Here is a 16452-nt window from a genome sequence, read left to right as displayed (position 1 = left end):
GGGGTGCAGGAGGCTCTCGAGGTCGAGTTCGACACCGTGGCGGCGTGGACCGAGGAGGCGGTGGCCGAGCTCGGCGCGGACGTCGCGATCCCGGCCGCGTGCCGCGGGTCCGGGCGGCCCGCCGACCTCGCGTGGCTGGCCGACGGCCTCGAGCTGAGCGACGGCGACCGCTTCCTCGACGCCGGTGCCGGGCTGGGCGGCCCGACGGCGTGGCTGGTCACCGAGTACTCCTGGCGCTGGCGGGGGCCCGTCGTCCTCGCCGAGCCGATGGTGCACGCCGCGACGGCGTCGGTCCGGCTCTTCGGCCACCCCGCGGTGGCCGCCTGGACCGAGGAGCTCCCGCTGGCCGACGCGTCCGTCGACGCCGCGTGGGCCCTCGGCGTGCTCGACACGGTGCCCGACAAGCGGGCGGTGCTCACCGAGCTGCACCGCGTGCTGCGTCCCGGTGGCCGGCTCGGCCTGCTCGTGCTCGTCGCCCGTGGGGAACGCGCCGCGGAGCTCGAGTCCAACTCCTTCCCCACCGACGTGGACCTGCACCGCGACCTCGCCGCCACCGGGTTCCGGGTGCACGACCGGGTCGAGGCCTCGACGCTGCCCGACGCGCCCCCGGCGTGGACGCGCCGGGCCGACGCCGTCGAGTCGTTCCTGGCCGACCGGCACGCCGACGACCCGGCGTGGCACCAGGCGCAGGAGCAGACGGCCGTCCTCGGCGGGCTGCTCGACTCCCGGGACGTGGTGATCGTCCTGCTGCGCTGCGAGGCGCAGTAGGCGCTCCTCGCCCGGCGGTACGGCCGGTCGAGTGACGTCCGGTGGAGTGGACCGCCGGACGCGGGATCGGTTCAGTCCGGCGCGGGTACCTGCGTGTCGGCTGGCCCGCGGGGGCGCCGTGCCGTTGTGCTGGACAGGCCGCTCCCACCTCGGGGGCAGGAGGAGGAATCCGTGACGTACGACGCGGTCAGCGCCTACACCGTCCTGCTCGGGGACGGGGTCGGCCCGACGACGGTGAGCGTGCACGGCAGCGCCGTGGACGCCTGGGCCGCCCTGGCGGCCGCCGTCGGCGTGGCCCCCACGGCCGTCCCCCGCCGCCGGTTCGGGTTCCGCGCGGGCGCCGCGGTGGTGCCGCCCGACGGGCTGGCCCACGAGGAGGTGCACGACGCGGCCGAGGCGTGGCGCACCGTCGACCCCACCCGCCGCTTCTGGCAGGTCACCTCGCACCGGCTGCAGGTCACCGTGCCCGCGATCAACACCGCGCCGCTGGTGAGCCGTTCGGCCTAACCCCTGGAACGCACGAACGGCACTCTCGCAGCATCTATGGGCGCGAGAGTGCCGTTCGTTCAGGGAAGAGCTGGGCCGGTCAGGCGAACGCCCGGTCCCCCGGGTTGATCGGACGCGGCAGGACCGTGCGGCCGGTCAGCTTCTCGTCGACACCGCGGGCGGCCGAGCGGCCCTCGGCGATCGCCCACACGATCAGCGACTGCCCCCGACCGGCGTCGCCGGCCACGAACACGTTCGGCACCGACGTCTCGTAGGACGCGTCCCGCTTGACGTTGCCGCGCTCGTCGAGCTCGACGCCGAGCGCCTCGACCAGGCCCTCGCGCTGCGGGCCGAGGAAGCCCATCGCGAGGAACACCAGGTCGGCCGGGATCTCGCGCTCCGAGCCCTCCACGGGCTGGAACTTCCCCTCGACCCGCGCCACGTCGACGAGCCGCAGCGCGCGCAGGTTCCCGTGCTCGTCGCCGAGGAACTCCTCGGTGTTCACCGAGAACAGGCGCTCGCCGCCCTCCTCGTGGGCCGAGGACACCCGGAAGACCGCCGGGTAGGTCGGCCACGGGTTCGTGGCGGGCCGCTCCGACGGCGGGATCGGCATGATCTCGAGCTGGGTCACCGACGCGGCGCCCTGGCGGTGGGCGGTGCCGACGCAGTCCGCGCCGGTGTCGCCGCCGCCGATCACGACGACGTGCTTGCCCTCGGCGTCGATGTCCGAGCGCGAGTAGTCGCCCTGCTGCACCCGGTTCGACGGCGGCAGGTACTCCATCGCCTGGTGCACGCCCCGGTTGTCCCGGCCCGGGATCGGCAGGTCGCGCCACGCGGTGGCGCCGACGGCGAGCACGATCGCGTCGAAGCGCTCCTGCAGCTCCGCGACCGTGATGTCGTGCGGGCCGGACCCGCCGACCTCGACCCCGGCCACGAAGTGCGTGCCCTCGGCGGCCATCTGCCCGAGCCGGCGGTCGAGGCGCCGCTTCTCCATCTTGAACTCGGGGATGCCGTAGCGGAGCAGGCCACCGATGCGGTCGGCCTTCTCGTAGACCGTCACGTCGTGCCCGGCACGCGTGAGCTGCTGGGCGGTGGCGAGGCCCGACGGCCCGGAGCCGATGACGGCGACCGAGAACCCGGTCTTCGTCGTCGGGACCTCCGGCCGGACCCAGCCCTCCTCCCAGGCACGGTCGATGATCTCGATCTCGACCTGCTTGATGGTGACCGGGTCGTTGTTGATGCCGAGCACGCACGCCGCCTCGCAGGGTGCGGGGCACAGCGTCCCGGTGAACTCCGGGAAGTTGTTCGTGGCGTGCAGGCGCTCGATGGCCTCCGACCAGTCGTCGCGCCAGACCAGGTCGTTCCACTCCGGGATCATGTTCCCGAGCGGGCAGCCCTGGTGGCAGAACGGGATGCCGCAGTCCATGCAGCGCCCGGCCTGCTTCTTCAGGGTCGTCTCGTTGAGCTCCTCGTAGACCTCGTGCCAGTCCTTGAGGCGCAGGTCGACGGGCCGGCGGCGCGGCAGTTCGCGGCCGGTCGAGAGGAATCCGCGGGGGTCAGCCACGAGCGGCCTCCATGATCGCGTCGTTCACGTCACGACCGTCGCGCTCGGCGTCGGCGGTCGCTTCCAGGACCCGCTTGAAGTCCACGGGCATGACCTTGGTGAACCGCACGGCGGCGGTCTCCCAGTCGGTGAGCAGCCCGTGCGCGACGGCGGAGTCGGTCGCCGCGTAGTGCTTCTCGACGAGCGCGCGGAGCTCCTCGAGGTCGGAGGCGCTCGGCACCTCCAGCTCCACCATCTGGTGGTTGACCCGCTGCTCGGGCAGGTCGAGCACGTAGGCCACGCCCCCGGACATGCCGGCTGCGAAGTTGCGCCCGATCGGCCCGAGGATCACCGCGCGGCCGCCGGTCATGTACTCGCAGCCGTGGTCGCCCACGCCCTCGACGACCGCGTGCGCCCCGGAGTTGCGGACGCAGAAGCGCTCGCCGACCTTCCCGCGCAGGAAGATCTCGCCCTCGGTGGCGCCGTAGGCGATGACGTTGCCGGCGACGATGTTGTCCTCGGCGACCAGCGGGGCGTCCGGGTGGGGCCGCACGCTGATGCGCCCGCCGGAGAGGCCCTTGCCGCAGAAGTCGTTCGTGTCGCCCACCAGGCGCAGGGTCACCCCGCGCGGCAGGAACGCGCCGAACGACTGCCCGCCCGAGCCGGTGAAGGTGACGTCGATGGTGTCGTCCGGCAGTCCCCGGCCGCCCCAGCGCTTCGTCACCTCGCTGCCGAGCATCGTGCCGACGGTGCGGTTGACGTTGCGCACGGGCAGCTCGAGACGCACCGGCGACCCGTCGGCCAGCGCGCCCTCGGCGAGCTGGATCAGGGTGTGGTCGAGCGCCTTCTCCAGGCCGTGGTCCTGCTGCTTCGAGCAGAACAGGGTCTGCTCGGCGAACGACCCGCGGAGCTCGGGCCGGTGCAGGATCGGCGCGAGGTCGAGGCCCTCGGCCTTCCAGTGCGACTCCGCCGCCCGGGTGTCGAGCACCTCGGTGTGCCCGATCGCCTCCTCGAGCGACCGGAAGCCGAGCGCCGCGAGGTGCTCGCGCACCTCCTGGGCGATGAACTCCATGAACGCGACGACGTAGTCGGCCTTGCCGTCGAACTTCGCGCGCAGCTTCGGGTTCTGCGTCGCGACGCCGACCGGGCAGGTGTCGAGGTGGCAGACCCGCATCATGATGCAGCCCGAGACCACCAGCGGCGCCGTCGCGAAGCCGTACTCCTCGGCCCCGAGCAGCGCGGCGATCATGACGTCGCGGCCGGTCTTCAGCTGCCCGTCGGTCTGCACGACGATCCGGTCGCGCAGGCCGTTGAGCAGCAGCGTCTGCTGGGTCTCGGCCAGGCCGAGCTCCCAGGGACCGCCCGCGTGCTTGATCGACGACAGCGGCGAGGCGCCCGTGCCGCCGTCGTGCCCGGAGATGAGCACGACGTCGGCCTTGGCCTTCGACACACCCGCCGCGACGGTGCCGACCCCGACCTGGCTGACCAGCTTCACGTGGACCCGCGCCGCCGGGTTGGCGTTCTTCAGGTCGTGGATGAGCTGGGCGATGTCCTCGATCGAGTAGATGTCGTGGTGCGGCGGCGGGCTGATCAGGCCCACGCCCGGCGTCGAGAACCGGGTCTTCGCGATCCAGGGGTAGACCTTGTGGCCGGGCAGCTGCCCGCCCTCGCCGGGCTTGGCACCCTGCGCGATCTTGATCTGGATGTCGTCGGCGTTGACCAGGTACTCGCTGGTCACGCCGAAGCGCCCGGAGGCCACCTGCTTGACCGCGGAGCGGCGGGAGTCGCCGCTCGCGTCGCGGGTGAACCGCGACGGGTCCTCGCCGCCCTCGCCGGTGTTCGAGCGCCCGCCGAGACGGTTCATCGCGATGGCGAGGACCTCGTGCATCTCCTGCGAGATCGACCCGTAGGAGATGGCCCCGGTGTTGAACCGTCGGACGATCGCGGAGACCGGCTCGACCTCCTCGATCGGCACCGGCGTGCGCTCGCCGTCCTTGAACCCGAACAGGCCGCGCAACGTCAGCAGCGCGCTCGACTGCTCGTCGACGGCGGCCGTGTACTCCTTGAACGTGTCGTAGTTCTGGGTGCGCGTGGAGTGCTGCAGCTTGAACACCGTGTGCGGGTTGAAGACGTGCAGCTCGCCCTCGCGGCGCCACTGGTACTCGCCGCCGACCACGAGCTCGCGGTGCGCGGCGTGCACGCCGTCGGCCGGCCACGCCACCCGGTGGCGGATCGCGACCTCCTCGGCGAGGACGTCGTAGGAGATCCCGCCCAGACGCGAGGTGGTGCCGGTGAAGCAGTCCTCGACGACCTCGTCGCCGAGGCCGATCGCCTCGAAGATCTGGGCGCCGATGTAGGACGCCACCGTCGAGACGCCCATCTTGCTCATGACCTTGCGGACGCCCTTGGCCAGTGCCTCGACGACGTTGCGGGTGGCGGTGGGCACGCCGACGCCGGTGATGACGCCGCGGTCGATGAGGTCGGCGACCGAGTCCAGGGCGAGGTACGGGTTGACCGCGGAGGCGCCGTAGCCCAGGAGCAGCGACACGTGGTGGGTCTCGCGCACGTCGCCCGCCTCGACGACGAGGTCGACCCGGGTGCGGGTCTTCTCCCGCACGAGGTGCTGGTGCACCGCGCCGGTGAGCAGCAGCGACGGGATCGGCGCGAACCGGGCGTCGGAGTTGCGGTCGGACAGGATGATCACGCGGGCGCCGTCGGCGATCGCGGCCGACACCTCGGCGCGGATCTCGGCGAGCCGGCCGCGCAGGGCCTCCCCGCCGCCGCCGACCTGGTAGAGCCCGGACACGACGTGCGGGGCGAAGCCCGGCAGGTTCCCGTCGTCGTTGATCCCGACGAGCTGCGCGAGCTCGTCGTCGTCGATCACCGGCAGCGGCAGCACCACCCGTCGACAGGACGCGGGCGACACCTCGAGCAGGTTGGTCTCGGAGCCGAGCTGGACCTGCAGCGAGGTGACCAGCTCCTCGCGGTAGGCGTCCAGGGGCGGGTTGGTCACCTGCGCGAACAGCTGGGTGAAGTAGTCGTAGAGCGACCGGCTGCGGCTGGAGAACGCCGCGAGGGGCGCGTCGTTGCCCATCGAGCCGGTGGCCTCGGCGCCGCCCGTGGCCATGGGGCGCAGGAGCAGGGTGAGCTCCTCGCCGGTGTAGCCGAAGGTCTGCTGGCGGCGGACCAGGACGTCGTGGTCGAACGGCACGCGGTGGCGGGCCGGCAGGTCGGCCAGCTCGATCATCCCGGCGTGCAGCCACTCGGCGTACGGGTGCTCCGCCGCGAGCTGCCCCTTGATCTCGTCGTCGTCGACGATGCGGCGTCCGACGGTGTCGACGAGGAACATGCGGCCCGGCTCGAGGCGGCCCTTGCGCACGATCGCCGACGGCTCGATGTCGAGCACGCCGACCTCGGAGCCGAGGACGACCAGGCCGTCCTCGGTGACCCAGTAGCGGGCGGGGCGCAGCCCGTTGCGGTCGAGGACCGCGCCGATGACGGAGCCGTCGGTGAAGGCCGCGAGGGCGGGACCGTCCCAGGCCTCCATGAGCGTGGAGTGGTACCGGTAGAAGGCCCGGCGGGCCGGGTCCATCTCGGTGTGGTTCTCCCACGCCTCCGGGATCATCATGAGCACCGCGTGCGGCAGCGACCGGCCGCCCAGGTGCAGCAGCTCGAGCACCTCGTCGAAGCTCGCCGAGTCGCTCGCCCCGGGCGTGACGATCGGGAACAGCCGGTCCATGTCGTACTTCGAGAACGCGCCGGTCGAGAGCATCGACTCGCGGGCCCGCATCCAGTTGCGGTTGCCGCGCAGCGTGTTGATCTCGCCGTTGTGCGCGAGGTAGCGGTACGGGTGCGCGAGGCCCCAGGCCGGGAAGGTGTTCGTCGAGAACCGGCTGTGGACGAGGGCGATCGAGCTGGTGGTGCGCCCGTCGGTGAGGTCGGCGTAGAACGGGCCGAGCTGCTCCTCGGCGAGCATGCCCTTGTAGACGACGGTGCGGCTGGACAGCGACGGGAAGTAGGTCTCGCACCCGGCGGCGCGGGTCTCGTGCTCGGTGCGCTTGCGCAGCGCGAAGGCGCGGCGCTCCATCGTCAGCTCGATCCCGGCCTCGTCGTCGCCCGCATTGGGGGTGTCGACGACGGCGTCGACGTCGGCCGGCAGTCCGATGAAGAGCTGGCGGAAGGTCGGCATGACCTCACGGGCGGTCGGGCCGATGCCCGCTCCGTCGGGGTCGACCGGCAGGTCGCGCCAGGCGAGGACGTCGACGCCCTCCTCGGCGGCGATCCGCTCGACGATCGCGACGGCCGCGGCGACCTGCTCCGGGTCCGCGGGCAGGAAGGCCGTCCCGGCGGCGTACCGGCCGGCCTCAGGCAGGGTGACGCCCTGCTCGGCGAGCACCGGGCGGTAGAGCCCGTCCGGGAGCTGGATGAGGATGCCCGCGCCGTCACCGGTGGCGTGCTCGGCGCCACGCGCCCCGCGGTGCTCCAGGTTGATCAGCGCCGTCAGCCCCTTGGCGACGATGCCGTGGTCCCGACGACCGGCGATGTCGGCGACGAAGGAGACCCCGCACGCGTCGTGCTCGTGGGCCGGGTCGTAGAGCCCCTGGGCCGCGGGTGCGCCCGCGGCAGGGGTGGTGGCAGGGGTCGTGGTGGCGGCGGTGCCGTCGGCGGCAGCCCCGGAGGTGATGGTCACGGCCTCGTGCCCTCCCGTCGTCGTCGTGTGGTGGTCGGAGGTGATCCGGGTACGGAGCATGTGGCTCCGGGGGTTCCCGGGCGCGGTTCGGCGGGCGGCACGCGTGTGCCGCCCGGGGTGCGGGCGGAGGTCGGAGGGGTCGGGCCGGCTCCGGCGGCCCTCGTGCGCCCGTGCGGCCCGCGCCGGACGTCGTGGCCGTGTGGTGGCCGAAGCAACCTGACGTTAACGGTGGAGTACGCCGAGTGCACGCATCGGAGACCCATTCGAATCGTGCTGATCGCCACGTTCGGGCAACGTTCCGGTCGCCTCCGCGGCACCGGGTCGTGACGACGCTGTCACGGACGGTGCGGCGCGTGGTGGTGGCACGGCGTCCGGCACACCGCGCGGGATCACCGCGGCGGGAGGCCGGTCCCGGTCGTCCGACGGTGTGTGCCGCAGCCCGATCTGCGGGGTCCGTCGGGTATCGGGGCCCCGGTGTCGGGGTATGCCGTTACCGTGTCGAACGGGTGTTCGACCGCGCGGCGGGTCTGTGCCGACCCGCGGTCCGGTCGTCGCCCGTCACCAGCCGACCACGCCGCACGACGGCCGAGACCTCGGGAGCCATCATGAGCGAGACCGACACGCGGGACAGTCTGCCGGGCGACACGCCGTCCGGCCAAGACCCCTCCCGTCACACGCCCGTCACGTCCGGGAGCACGGGGTCCGGCGCACCGGATCCGCACGAGGTGAAGCAGCAGGGCGAGGGCTCCGCCGCGGAGAAGGATCCGGCGAACTGGGTCACCGGGGACGAGCCGATGACCGGCCCGCAGGCCAGCTACCTCGAGACCCTCGCCCAGCAGGCCGGCGAGGAGCCCCCCACCGACCTCACGAAGGCCCAGGCCTCCGACGAGATCGAGCGGCTGCAGGGCTCGGCCGACTCGAACCGGCAGGAGCGGCCGACCGGCGAGTGGGTCACCGGGGACGAGCCGATGACCGGCCCGCAGGCCAGCTACCTCGAGACCCTCGCCCAGCGGGCCGGGGAGGAGCCGCCGGCCGACCTCACCAAGTCCCAGGCCTCCCGCGCGATCGACGACCTGCAGAAGCGCACGCAGGAGTGAGGCACGTCTGGCCCCCGGGTGGTCCGGCGGGCGAGCTCGACCGGGCGGCCCTCACGGAGCTCTACGCCCACCCGGCGGGCCCGCGGCCGTTCGTCCGCGTGAACTTCGCGGCGAGCGCCGACGGCGCGGTCAGCGTCGACGGCCGGTCCACCGGCCTCGACGCCCCGGGCGACCGGACGTTGTTCGGGGTGCTCCGGGAGCTGTCCGACGTGATCCTGGCGGGCTCGGGGACGGTCCGGGCGGAGGACTACCGCGGCGCCCGCACCTCCGAGGCCGCCCGGGCCCGGCGGCGGGCGCGGGGGCAGGCCGCGGTGCCGCCGGTCGCGGTGGTCACCGCGACCCCCGCGCTCGAGCCGGACGCGGCGCTGTTCACCGACACGGCGGTCCCCCCGCTGGTGGTCACCACTGCGACGGCCGCCCCGGCGGCACGGGAGCGGTACGCCGGGCTGGCCGAGGTCCTCGACGCGGGTGACCTCTCCCCCGCCGCGGTCCTCGACTCGCTGGCGGCCCGGGGACTGCCCCGGGTGCTCTGCGAGGGGGGCCCGGGGCTCTTCGGGTCCTTCGCCGCGGCCGGGCTGGTCGACGAGCTGTGCCTGTCGGTCGCCCCGCAGCTGGTGGGCGCGGGGCCGGGTCGCATCGTCGCCGGTCCCGAGCTGCCCGCCCCGCTCCCGTTGCGGCTGACCTCGGCCCTCGCCCACGACGACGGGCTCCTGCTGCGGTACACCGTTAGTCCGTTCGAGTGACAATCCGTGACGGTATCCCGGAGGCCGCCGTCGTACGGGTAGTCGGCCGCGCACAGCGATCACCGCCGACGGCGGTCCCCGACCGCCCCCCGGAATCCCCGCGCAGAGGAGCGCCCACATGACGACCCCTTCCGACTCGGCCACGACCACTCCGGCCGCGCCGCGGACCGGTGGCGCCACCCCCGCCCGCCTCGCCGACGACTCGGGGCAGGGCAAGACCACCATCGCCTCCGGCGTGGTCCAGAAGATCGCCGGCATCGCCGCCCGTGAGGTCTCGGGCGTGTACTCGATGGGCGGCGGCGTCTCGCGCGCCTTCGGCGCGATCCGCGAGCGCATCCCCGGCGGCACCGGCACCTCGCAGGCCGCCGGCGTGCAGGTCGAGGTCGGCGAGAAGCAGGCCGCGATCGACCTCGACATCGTCGTCGAGTACGGCGCCGGCATCGTCGAGCTGGCCCGCGCGGTCCGCCGCAACGTCATCGGTGCCGTCGAGCAGATGACCGGGCTCGAGGTGATCGAGGTCAACATCGCCGTGAACGACATCCACATGCCCGGCGACGAGAACGACTCCGAGCCCGCGCCGGCCCCGACCGCCCGGGTCGAGTGAGCGGCCCCGCCGGGCGGGGCCCGGCCGTCGGCGCGGGGGCCGTGCCACCGTCGGGTCCGCAGCTCGACACGGCGGCCGCCGCGGGGGTGCGGGCCGTGTCGCCGGGATCGGCCGGCGCGCCCGGCCTCGGCACGCTCTCCGAACGGGTCGCCGGTGCCCTGTTGGCCCACCCGGACGTGGTGCGCCTCTCCGGCGGGACCTTCGGGTCGATCGCGACGTACCTGCCGGGACGCCGGCTCGTCGGGGTCTCCCTCGGCGACGGTGACGAGCCGTCGCGGATCAGCGTGGTGCTCCGGCTCGGCGCCCGGGTCCGGCCCACCGCCGAGGCCCTGCGTGCCCTCGTCGCGGCGGAGACCGGCGCCCGACGCGTCGACGTCGTGGTCACCGACCTCGCCGACCCGACCGACCCGGCGGAGACCGCCGCGGCCGCCGGTCACGCGGGGCCGTGAGCACCCCGTGACCCCCGCCCCGACCCCGGCCGGCGAGTTCCGGGCCTTCGTCCGTCGGCACCATCCCGACGTCGGCGGCGACCCGGAGATCTTCCGCCGGGGTCTGGCGGCGTTCCGCGCCGGGCGCTCACCGTTCGAGGCCGTCCCGACCGCGGACGACGGGCGCGGCCCCGACGCCCGGACCGACGCATCGCCGCGTTGGTCGATCGCGGACGACGACCCGCGTCTCGACGCACCGATCGTCGCGGTCTCCGGCCACGTCGTCCCCCGCACGCTGCGCGCCGGCCGTCGCTGGCTGGGCCGCGCCCCGCTCAACCCGGTGCGAACCCGCCGGGTCGTCTGACCCCACCCCCTCCACGTCAGGAGCTCCACACCATGAGCGCCACCACGGCCGGCCTGTTCGTCGGCCTCCTGCTCGGCGTCGCCGCCGCGGCCGGCGGTCTCGTCGGGTTCTTCATCGCCCTCGTCCTCGGCATCCTCGGTCTGGTCGTCGGGCGCGTGCTCGACGGCGAGCTCGACATCACGCAGTTCACCGGCCGCGGTCGCGACCGATGAGCACGCCGTCCTCGGACGCCACGACCCCCGTGCCCGTCGTCCCGTCGACCGCTCCCGCGGCCCCCGACGAGCCGGGCGAGCGCGGGAGCCTGGACATCTCCTTCGGCGTCGTCCGCCGGATCGCCGAGCACGCCGCCGACTCCACCGAGGGCACGGTGCGCACCGAGCGCCGGGTCGCCGGGCTCGGGTTCGGCGAGGCCGGTGCCTCGGCCAAGGTGTCCGGCTACGGCGACCAGGTCGACCTGCGTCTCGAGGTCCCCCTCGCCTACCCGGCACCGATCGCGCTCACCGTCGACGCGGTCCGCGGCAACGTGCGCGAGCGGGTGCAGACCCTCACCGGATACGCGGTGCGCTCGCTCGACGTCACCGTCTCCGCCCTGTCCGTCCCGGCCGGTCCCACGGCCCCGACCTCCCGGGTGCAGTGATGCGCGTCCTCCTACGGCTGCTCTCGCCGCTGCTCGGTCTCCTCCTCGCCGCCGTCGGCGCCCTCACGGCGCTCGAGGTGATCGTCGCCTGGGTCGCGCCCTCCTCGTCGCCGCTGGTGGTGCCGTGGCCCACCTGGCAGGCCGCGATCGGGAACCTGAGCTGGTCCTCCGGGGCCGTGCGCGGTGTCGCGATCGGCGTCGGCGTGGTCGGCCTGCTCGTGCTGCTGGTCGGCCTCGTCGCCCGCCGCCACGACGTCGCGCTGACCGAGCCGGTCCCGGAGGTCACCGTCACCACCTCGCCGCGCTCGCTCGCCCGCGCGGTCGGGCACGAGGTCCGCTCGCACGCCGACGTCGTGTCCGCCTCCGTGGTCGCGTCGCAGAAGAAGGTCGTCGTCCGGGCGGGCACCCTCGACGCCCCGGACGAGGTCCGCACCGCAGTGCGCGAGCGCGTCGACGAGGTCCTCGGGCGGCTCCCGCTCGCCCGCCGTCCCCGCGTGTCCGTCACCGTCGCCGCCACCAAGGGGGTCAAGTGAGCCGCCGTTCCCGCGCCGCCGTCGCCCGGTCCGCCGCCGGGGACCGCACGCTCGTCGTCCTCTCCGGCCTCGTCCTGCTCGCGCTCGGCGTCCTGGTCGTCCTGCTCGGCACCGGCGTCTTCGGGTCCAACCGGGCGCAGCGCCCGCTGTTCGACCCCGTCGTGACCGGCTGGGTGGGGCAGAACGTCGACCCGACCCGCTGGATCGCGATCGCCGCCGGCATCGTCCTGCTCGTCGTCGGGCTGATCTGGGCGGTGCGCTCCCTGCGCCCCGAGCCGCGGCCCGACGTCCTGCTCTCCGAGACCCCGGGCGAGCGCCTGACCGTGGACCACTCGGCCATCGCCGATGCCGTCCGGCACGACGCCGAGGCCATCGACGGGGTGAGCCGGGCCCGCGTGCGGATGGTGGGCACCGAGCGCCGTCCCGCGCTGCGGATGTCACTGTGGCTCGTCGAGGGCACGGACGTCCGGGACGTCTGGGCCGACATCGACGGCCGGGTCCTCGCCCGCGCCCGCCAGGCGTTCTCCGTGGACGCGCTGCCCACGGCGGTCCGGCTCGAGCTCGACGCGAAGGCCTCGCAGAGCCCGCGCGTGCAGTAGCGCCACGGCGGCGAGGAGACTGGCGCGGTGGACCTGCCCGTGATGCCCCCGGTGCTGCCGATGCTGGCCAAGCCCGTGAAGTCGATCCCGGACGGCCAGTGCTTCGAGCCGAAGTGGGACGGCTTCCGGGCCGTGGTCTTCCGCGACGGCGACGAGGTGGAGATCGGCAGCCGGAACACCAAGCCGATGACGCGGTACTTCCCGGAGGTCGTCGAGGCCCTCCGCGAGCACCTGCCCCCGCGGTGCGTGGTCGACGGCGAGATCATCGTCGCCACCCCCGACGGGCACGGTCTGGACTTCGAGGCGCTGCAGCAGCGCATCCACCCCGCCGTCTCGCGCGTCACCCTGCTCGCCGAGCAGACGCCGGCGTCGTTCGTCGCCTTCGACCTGCTCGCCGTCGACGACGAGGACCTGACCCGGCGCCCGTTCGCCGAGCGCCGGGCCCGGCTGGTCGACGTGCTCGACGACCGCGCGCCCGTCCACGTGACGCCGATGACCACCGACGTCGACGAGGCGCAGGACTGGTTCGTCCGCTTCGAGGGCGCCGGGCTGGACGGGCTCATCGCGAAGAAGCCCGACCTGACCTACCAGCCGGACAAGCGCGTGATGAGCAAGATCAAGCACGAGCGCACCGCCGACTGCGTGGTCGCGGGCTACCGGGTGCACAAGTCCGGGCCGGACGCCCTCGGCTCGCTGCTGCTCGGACTGCACACCGCCGACGGGACGCTCGCGAGCGTCGGGGTCGTGGGGGCCTTCACCATGGCCCGTCGTCGGGAGCTGATGGCGGAGCTGCAGCCGCTGGTCACGACCTTCGACGAGCACCCGTGGAACTGGGCGGCGCACGAGCAGGGCGAGCGCACCCCGCGCAAGAACGAGACCAGCCGCTGGAACGCGGGGAAGGACCTCTCGTTCGTGCCGCTGCGACCGGAGCGCGTCGTCGAGGTGCGCTACGACTACCTCGAGGGCGACCGGTTCCGGCACACCACGCAGTTCGTGCGGTGGCGCCCGGACCGAGACCCGTCGTCGTGCACCTACGAGCAGCTCGACCGGCCGACCAGCTTCGACCTCGCCGACATCCTGCCGCCCGCCTGACGGGCCCTCACCGCGGGACGACCGGGGCCCCGGCATCATGGGGCCGCGCCCGCCGCCCGTCCCGTCGAGAGGTCCCGCCATCCGTCGTCCCCGGTGGTTGCTCCTCCTGCTCCTCGCGGTCCTCCTGGCCGGGTGCGCGGTCGGCCCGAGCCGCCGTCCCCCGGTGGCCACCGTCAACAGCGACGAGCCGGCCGCGCCCGCGACGAGCAGTGCGCTGCCGCCGGCGCCACCGCCCTCGCTGCTCCCCCCGCTGATCGCGTCCTCGCCGCAACTCGACTTCACCGAGTGCACCGCGGGCCAGCTCTCCCGACTCGGCGGGGCCGCCGTGCTCGGGGGGCGGGACCTGCGGTTCGGGTGCGCGACGGTGCCGGTCGGCGGCGGGTACGCGAGCGGATCGGCCACCAGCGCCGCGGAGGTCGACGTCACCCGGGTGTCGCTCGGACCCGCGCCGGCGGTGCCGACCGTGCCGATCGCCGTGCTGGGCGACCCCGGTCGGCGGACGGGGGTCGAGCAGGCCGTGCGGCTCGCCGCCCGCGCGCCCGCCGAGCTGCTCGACGGCCGCACGCTCTACGGCATCGACGTGCGCGGGGCGTCCGCGGGCGGCGTCGACTGCATCACGCCGTCCACGCGGGCGGCCATCTCCGACGCCGATCCGGCCGCGGCCGACCCGGTCGCGCTGGCCCCGCTCGCAGCCGCCGCGGCGACGGCGGCACGGACCTGCTCGCAGCTGCTCGAGGACTCCCTCACCGAGTACGGCACCGCGACCGACGCCGACGACCTCGAGGAGGTCCGCCGGGCCCTCGGCGCCGTACGACTGCACGCCGTCGGCCTGGGCGGTGGCGCGGCCACGCTGGCGCGCTGGGCCCAGAGCCACCCCGACCAGCAGGGCCGGCTGGTCCTCGACGCGCTGCCCGACCCCACCGCGGCGGCGGGGCTCACCGCCGACCAGCGCGGCGACGCCGCCCGCCGGGCCCTCGACGCGTTCGCCCAGAACTGCGTGGCCACCGGGTGCGCCCTCGGCGCCGACCCGCGCGGCGCCGTCGCCGACCTGGTCGCCCGCCTGCGCGGCTCTCCCCTGGTCGCGCCGCCGACCGCCACCGGCTCCGTGCCCGGACGACGGGTCACGGCGGGCACCGTCGTCAGCGTCCTGGTGCCGGGGCTGGCCGACCCGGACTCCTGGCCGACCCTGGCGTCGGCGCTCGCGGGCGCGCGCGGCGGGGACCCGACCGGGCTCCTGGCGCTCTCCGAGCAGAACGAGAACGAGGGCGGGTTCGACCTCGGCCTGGTCAGCGCCTGCAACGACGAGTCGGAGCGCCCGACGATCGACCAGGTGGCCCAGGCCGCCGCCCGGGCCCGGGCGACCGACCCCGTGTTCGGCGGCTGGTTCGCGCAGCGGGCGCTGGTGTGCTCCTCCTGGCCGGTGCCGACCGAGCAGCCGACCCCGTTCGCCGGCACCGCCGTGCCCACGGTGCTGCTCGGGACCTCGGCCGACCCGCTCGTCCCGCTGGCCGAGAGCCAGCGGGTGGCCGCGGGGATGCAGTCCTCGGCGCTGGTGTCCTGGCTGGGCACCGGCCACGGCGCGTACCCGGCGACCCCGTGCATCAGCGGGGTGGTGGACGACTACCTGCTCCGGGAGGACGTCCCGCGCGAGGAGACGGTCTGTCCACCGTGAGACCGAGCGCAGCGGAGCCCGAACCGACGATGCCGTGATGATCATCCTCCTGCCGAGCGGTCCGGCTGCCCGTAGGGTCTGACCCCGTGCCGCTCCCGCGACTCCCCCGCCTGGTCGACGCCGCGCTCGACCGCCTCGTCGTCCCCGGCTACTCGAGGCTGGGCTACCTGGCGCGCTCCGCGTCCTGGCCGGCTCTACCCCCACAGGCGCTCGCGGGTCGGACGATCGCGGTCACCGGCGCGAGCTCGGGGCTCGGGTCGGCCACCGCGACCGGGCTCGCCGGGCTGGGCGCGGCCGTGGAGCTCGTCGTCCGGGACCGGGCCCGCGGGGAGGCCACCCGCGCGGAGATCCTCGCGGCGCACCCGGACGCGCAGGTCACGGTCGCCCGCTGCGACCTGTCCGACCTCTCCGACGTGCGCCGCTACGCGCTCGACGCGCGGGACCGGCTGCTGGCCCTGCACGGGCTGGTGCACAACGCCGGCGTCCTGCCGGCCGAGCGGTCGGAGAGCCCGCAGGGCCACGAGCTCTGCCTCGCCACGCACGTGCTCGGCCCGTTCCTGCTGACCCGCGAGCTGCTCCCGCTGCTGCGCGCCGGCTCGCCCCCCGACCGTCCCGGCGCCCCCGCCCGGGTCGTGTTCGTCTCCTCCGGCGGGATGTACACCGCCTCGCTGCGCACCGACGACCCGGAGTACACCGAGGGCCGCTACTCCGGCGGCGCCGCCTACGCGCGCACCAAGCGGATGCAGGTGGTGCTCGCCGAGCTGCTCGCCGACGACCTCGCACCGAGCGGCGTGGTGGTGCACAGCATGCATCCCGGCTGGGCCGACACCCCGGGCGTCGCCGACTCGCTGCCGGGTTTCCACCGCCTCACCGGCCCCCTGCTGCGCACCGCCGAGCAGGGCGCCGACACCGCGGTGTGGCTGCAGGCCGACACCGAGCCGGGGCACTGCAGCGGCCTGTTCTGGCACGACCGCTCCCCCCGTCCGACCCATTACCTGTTCGGCGAGGAGACCGCGGCGCAGCGGGCGGCGCTGTGGACGCTGTGCGTCGACGCGACGCACGACGCCGACGCGTCCTGAACCCCTCCCGCTGAGGATCGGTTCATCCGATCGGGCCCCCGCGTTAACACCGGGCGCCCGACCGACGATGCGCCGGACGAGGGCCCCGTGACGAGGCGGGGCCGCCGGCGCCATCGG

At 74.6% G+C, this 16452-nt stretch carries 16 protein-coding genes and 1 pseudogene; 15 read left to right on the top strand and 2 right to left on the bottom strand.

Annotation, left to right across the window (positions count from 1 at the left end; all coding sequences use genetic code 11):
* Positions 1–3 precede the first annotated feature (3 nt).
* Both QSK00_RS21475 and QSK00_RS21470 read left to right on the top strand, forming a co-directional pair.
* A complete protein-coding gene (locus QSK00_RS21475) occupies positions 4–768 on the top strand; it encodes a class I SAM-dependent methyltransferase (protein WP_285593883.1) in 765 nt (254 codons plus the stop codon).
* A 171-nt stretch (positions 769–939) separates the two neighbouring features.
* On the top strand, positions 940–1275 hold the full coding sequence (locus QSK00_RS21470) for a hypothetical protein (protein WP_285593882.1): 336 nt from the start codon (positions 940–942) through the stop codon (positions 1273–1275).
* 79 nt (positions 1276–1354) lie between these two features.
* Here QSK00_RS21470 and QSK00_RS21465 read toward each other — a convergent pair whose 3' ends face one another.
* Both QSK00_RS21465 and gltB read right to left on the bottom strand, forming a co-directional pair.
* A complete protein-coding gene (locus QSK00_RS21465; protein WP_285593881.1) occupies positions 1355–2818 on the bottom strand; it encodes a glutamate synthase subunit beta in 1464 nt (487 codons plus the stop codon).
* On the bottom strand, positions 2811–7547 hold the full coding sequence (gltB, locus tag QSK00_RS21460; RefSeq protein ID WP_285593880.1) for a glutamate synthase large subunit: 4737 nt from the start codon (positions 7545–7547) through the stop codon (positions 2811–2813). The genes QSK00_RS21465 and gltB overlap by 8 nt, the downstream gene beginning before the upstream one ends.
* Before the next feature lie 665 nt (positions 7548–8212).
* Here gltB and QSK00_RS21455 point away from each other — a divergent pair.
* The 13 genes and pseudogenes from QSK00_RS21455 to QSK00_RS21395 form a co-directional block, all read left to right on the top strand.
* Positions 8213–8392 (top strand): annotated as a pseudogene (locus QSK00_RS21455) (DUF3072 domain-containing protein); the annotation flags it as partial.
* A gap of 63 nt (positions 8393–8455) precedes the next feature.
* Positions 8456–8584, top strand: a complete 129-nt coding sequence (locus tag QSK00_RS21450; protein ID WP_179797665.1) for a DUF3072 domain-containing protein — start codon at positions 8456–8458, stop codon at positions 8582–8584.
* Entirely contained in the window at positions 8581–9327 is a 747-nt protein-coding gene (locus QSK00_RS21445; RefSeq protein ID WP_285593879.1) for a pyrimidine reductase family protein, read from the top strand. The genes QSK00_RS21450 and QSK00_RS21445 overlap by 4 nt, the downstream gene beginning before the upstream one ends.
* Positions 9328–9445: 118 nt before the next feature.
* On the top strand, positions 9446–9931 hold the full coding sequence (locus tag QSK00_RS21440) for an Asp23/Gls24 family envelope stress response protein (protein ID WP_285593878.1): 486 nt from the start codon (positions 9446–9448) through the stop codon (positions 9929–9931).
* Positions 9928–10380 (top strand): hypothetical protein, encoded by a 453-nt coding sequence (locus QSK00_RS21435; RefSeq protein ID WP_285593877.1) that lies wholly within the window; start codon positions 9928–9930, stop codon positions 10378–10380. The genes QSK00_RS21440 and QSK00_RS21435 overlap by 4 nt, the downstream gene beginning before the upstream one ends.
* A gap of 7 nt (positions 10381–10387) precedes the next feature.
* Positions 10388–10723 carry a hypothetical protein gene (locus tag QSK00_RS21430; RefSeq protein WP_285593876.1) on the top strand — a complete coding sequence of 112 codons (336 nt, stop codon included), beginning with the start codon at positions 10388–10390 and terminating at the stop codon, positions 10721–10723.
* A gap of 32 nt (positions 10724–10755) precedes the next feature.
* Complete coding sequence (locus QSK00_RS21425; RefSeq protein ID WP_018334428.1) at positions 10756–10935, top strand: hypothetical protein; 180 nt, start codon at positions 10756–10758, stop codon at positions 10933–10935.
* On the top strand, positions 10932–11360 hold the full coding sequence (locus QSK00_RS21420; RefSeq protein WP_285593875.1) for an Asp23/Gls24 family envelope stress response protein: 429 nt from the start codon (positions 10932–10934) through the stop codon (positions 11358–11360). The genes QSK00_RS21425 and QSK00_RS21420 overlap by 4 nt, the downstream gene beginning before the upstream one ends.
* Positions 11360–11893, top strand: coding sequence for a DUF6286 domain-containing protein (locus QSK00_RS21415; protein ID WP_285593874.1), 534 nt, complete (start codon positions 11360–11362; stop codon positions 11891–11893). Before QSK00_RS21420 ends, QSK00_RS21415 begins: the two co-directional genes overlap by 1 nt.
* Positions 11890–12492, top strand: coding sequence for an Asp23/Gls24 family envelope stress response protein (locus tag QSK00_RS21410; protein WP_285593873.1), 603 nt, complete (start codon positions 11890–11892; stop codon positions 12490–12492). Before QSK00_RS21415 ends, QSK00_RS21410 begins: the two co-directional genes overlap by 4 nt.
* 27 nt (positions 12493–12519) lie before the next feature.
* Positions 12520–13584 carry an ATP-dependent DNA ligase gene (locus QSK00_RS21405; protein ID WP_285593872.1) on the top strand — a complete coding sequence of 355 codons (1065 nt, stop codon included), beginning with the start codon at positions 12520–12522 and terminating at the stop codon, positions 13582–13584.
* Positions 13585–13681: 97 nt separating this feature from the next.
* Positions 13682–15256, top strand: a complete 1575-nt coding sequence (locus tag QSK00_RS21400) for an alpha/beta hydrolase (RefSeq protein WP_285593871.1) — start codon at positions 13682–13684, stop codon at positions 15254–15256.
* A gap of 86 nt (positions 15257–15342) precedes the next feature.
* A complete protein-coding gene (locus tag QSK00_RS21395) occupies positions 15343–16335 on the top strand; it encodes an SDR family NAD(P)-dependent oxidoreductase (RefSeq protein ID WP_285593870.1) in 993 nt (330 codons plus the stop codon).
* The last annotated feature ends 117 nt before the right edge of the window (positions 16336–16452 follow it).

Origin of the sequence: Actinomycetospora sp. NBRC 106378 (genome assembly GCF_030269685.1) — a bacterium.
GTDB lineage: Bacteria > Actinomycetota > Actinomycetes > Mycobacteriales > Pseudonocardiaceae > Actinomycetospora.
The sequence above is the reverse complement of the archived record's forward strand: the minus strand, read 5'-3'. Positions and strand labels throughout refer to the sequence as shown.

Bases quoted from the DNA above. Each gene is read 5' to 3' on its own strand.
- QSK00_RS21440 (WP_285593878.1), top strand. From the start codon at position 9,446: ATGACGACCCCTTCCGACTCGGCCACGACCACTCCGGCCGCGCCGCGG.
- QSK00_RS21425 (WP_018334428.1), top strand. From the start codon at position 10,756: ATGAGCGCCACCACGGCCGGCCTGTTCGTCGGCCTCCTGCTCGGCGTC.
- QSK00_RS21450 (WP_179797665.1), top strand. From the start codon at position 8,456: ATGACCGGCCCGCAGGCCAGCTACCTCGAGACCCTCGCCCAGCGGGCC.
- QSK00_RS21415 (WP_285593874.1), top strand. From the start codon at position 11,360: ATGCGCGTCCTCCTACGGCTGCTCTCGCCGCTGCTCGGTCTCCTCCTC.
- gltB (WP_285593880.1), bottom strand. From the start codon at position 7,547: ATGCTCCGTACCCGGATCACCTCCGACCACCACACGACGACGACGGGA.
- QSK00_RS21420 (WP_285593875.1), top strand. From the start codon at position 10,932: ATGAGCACGCCGTCCTCGGACGCCACGACCCCCGTGCCCGTCGTCCCG.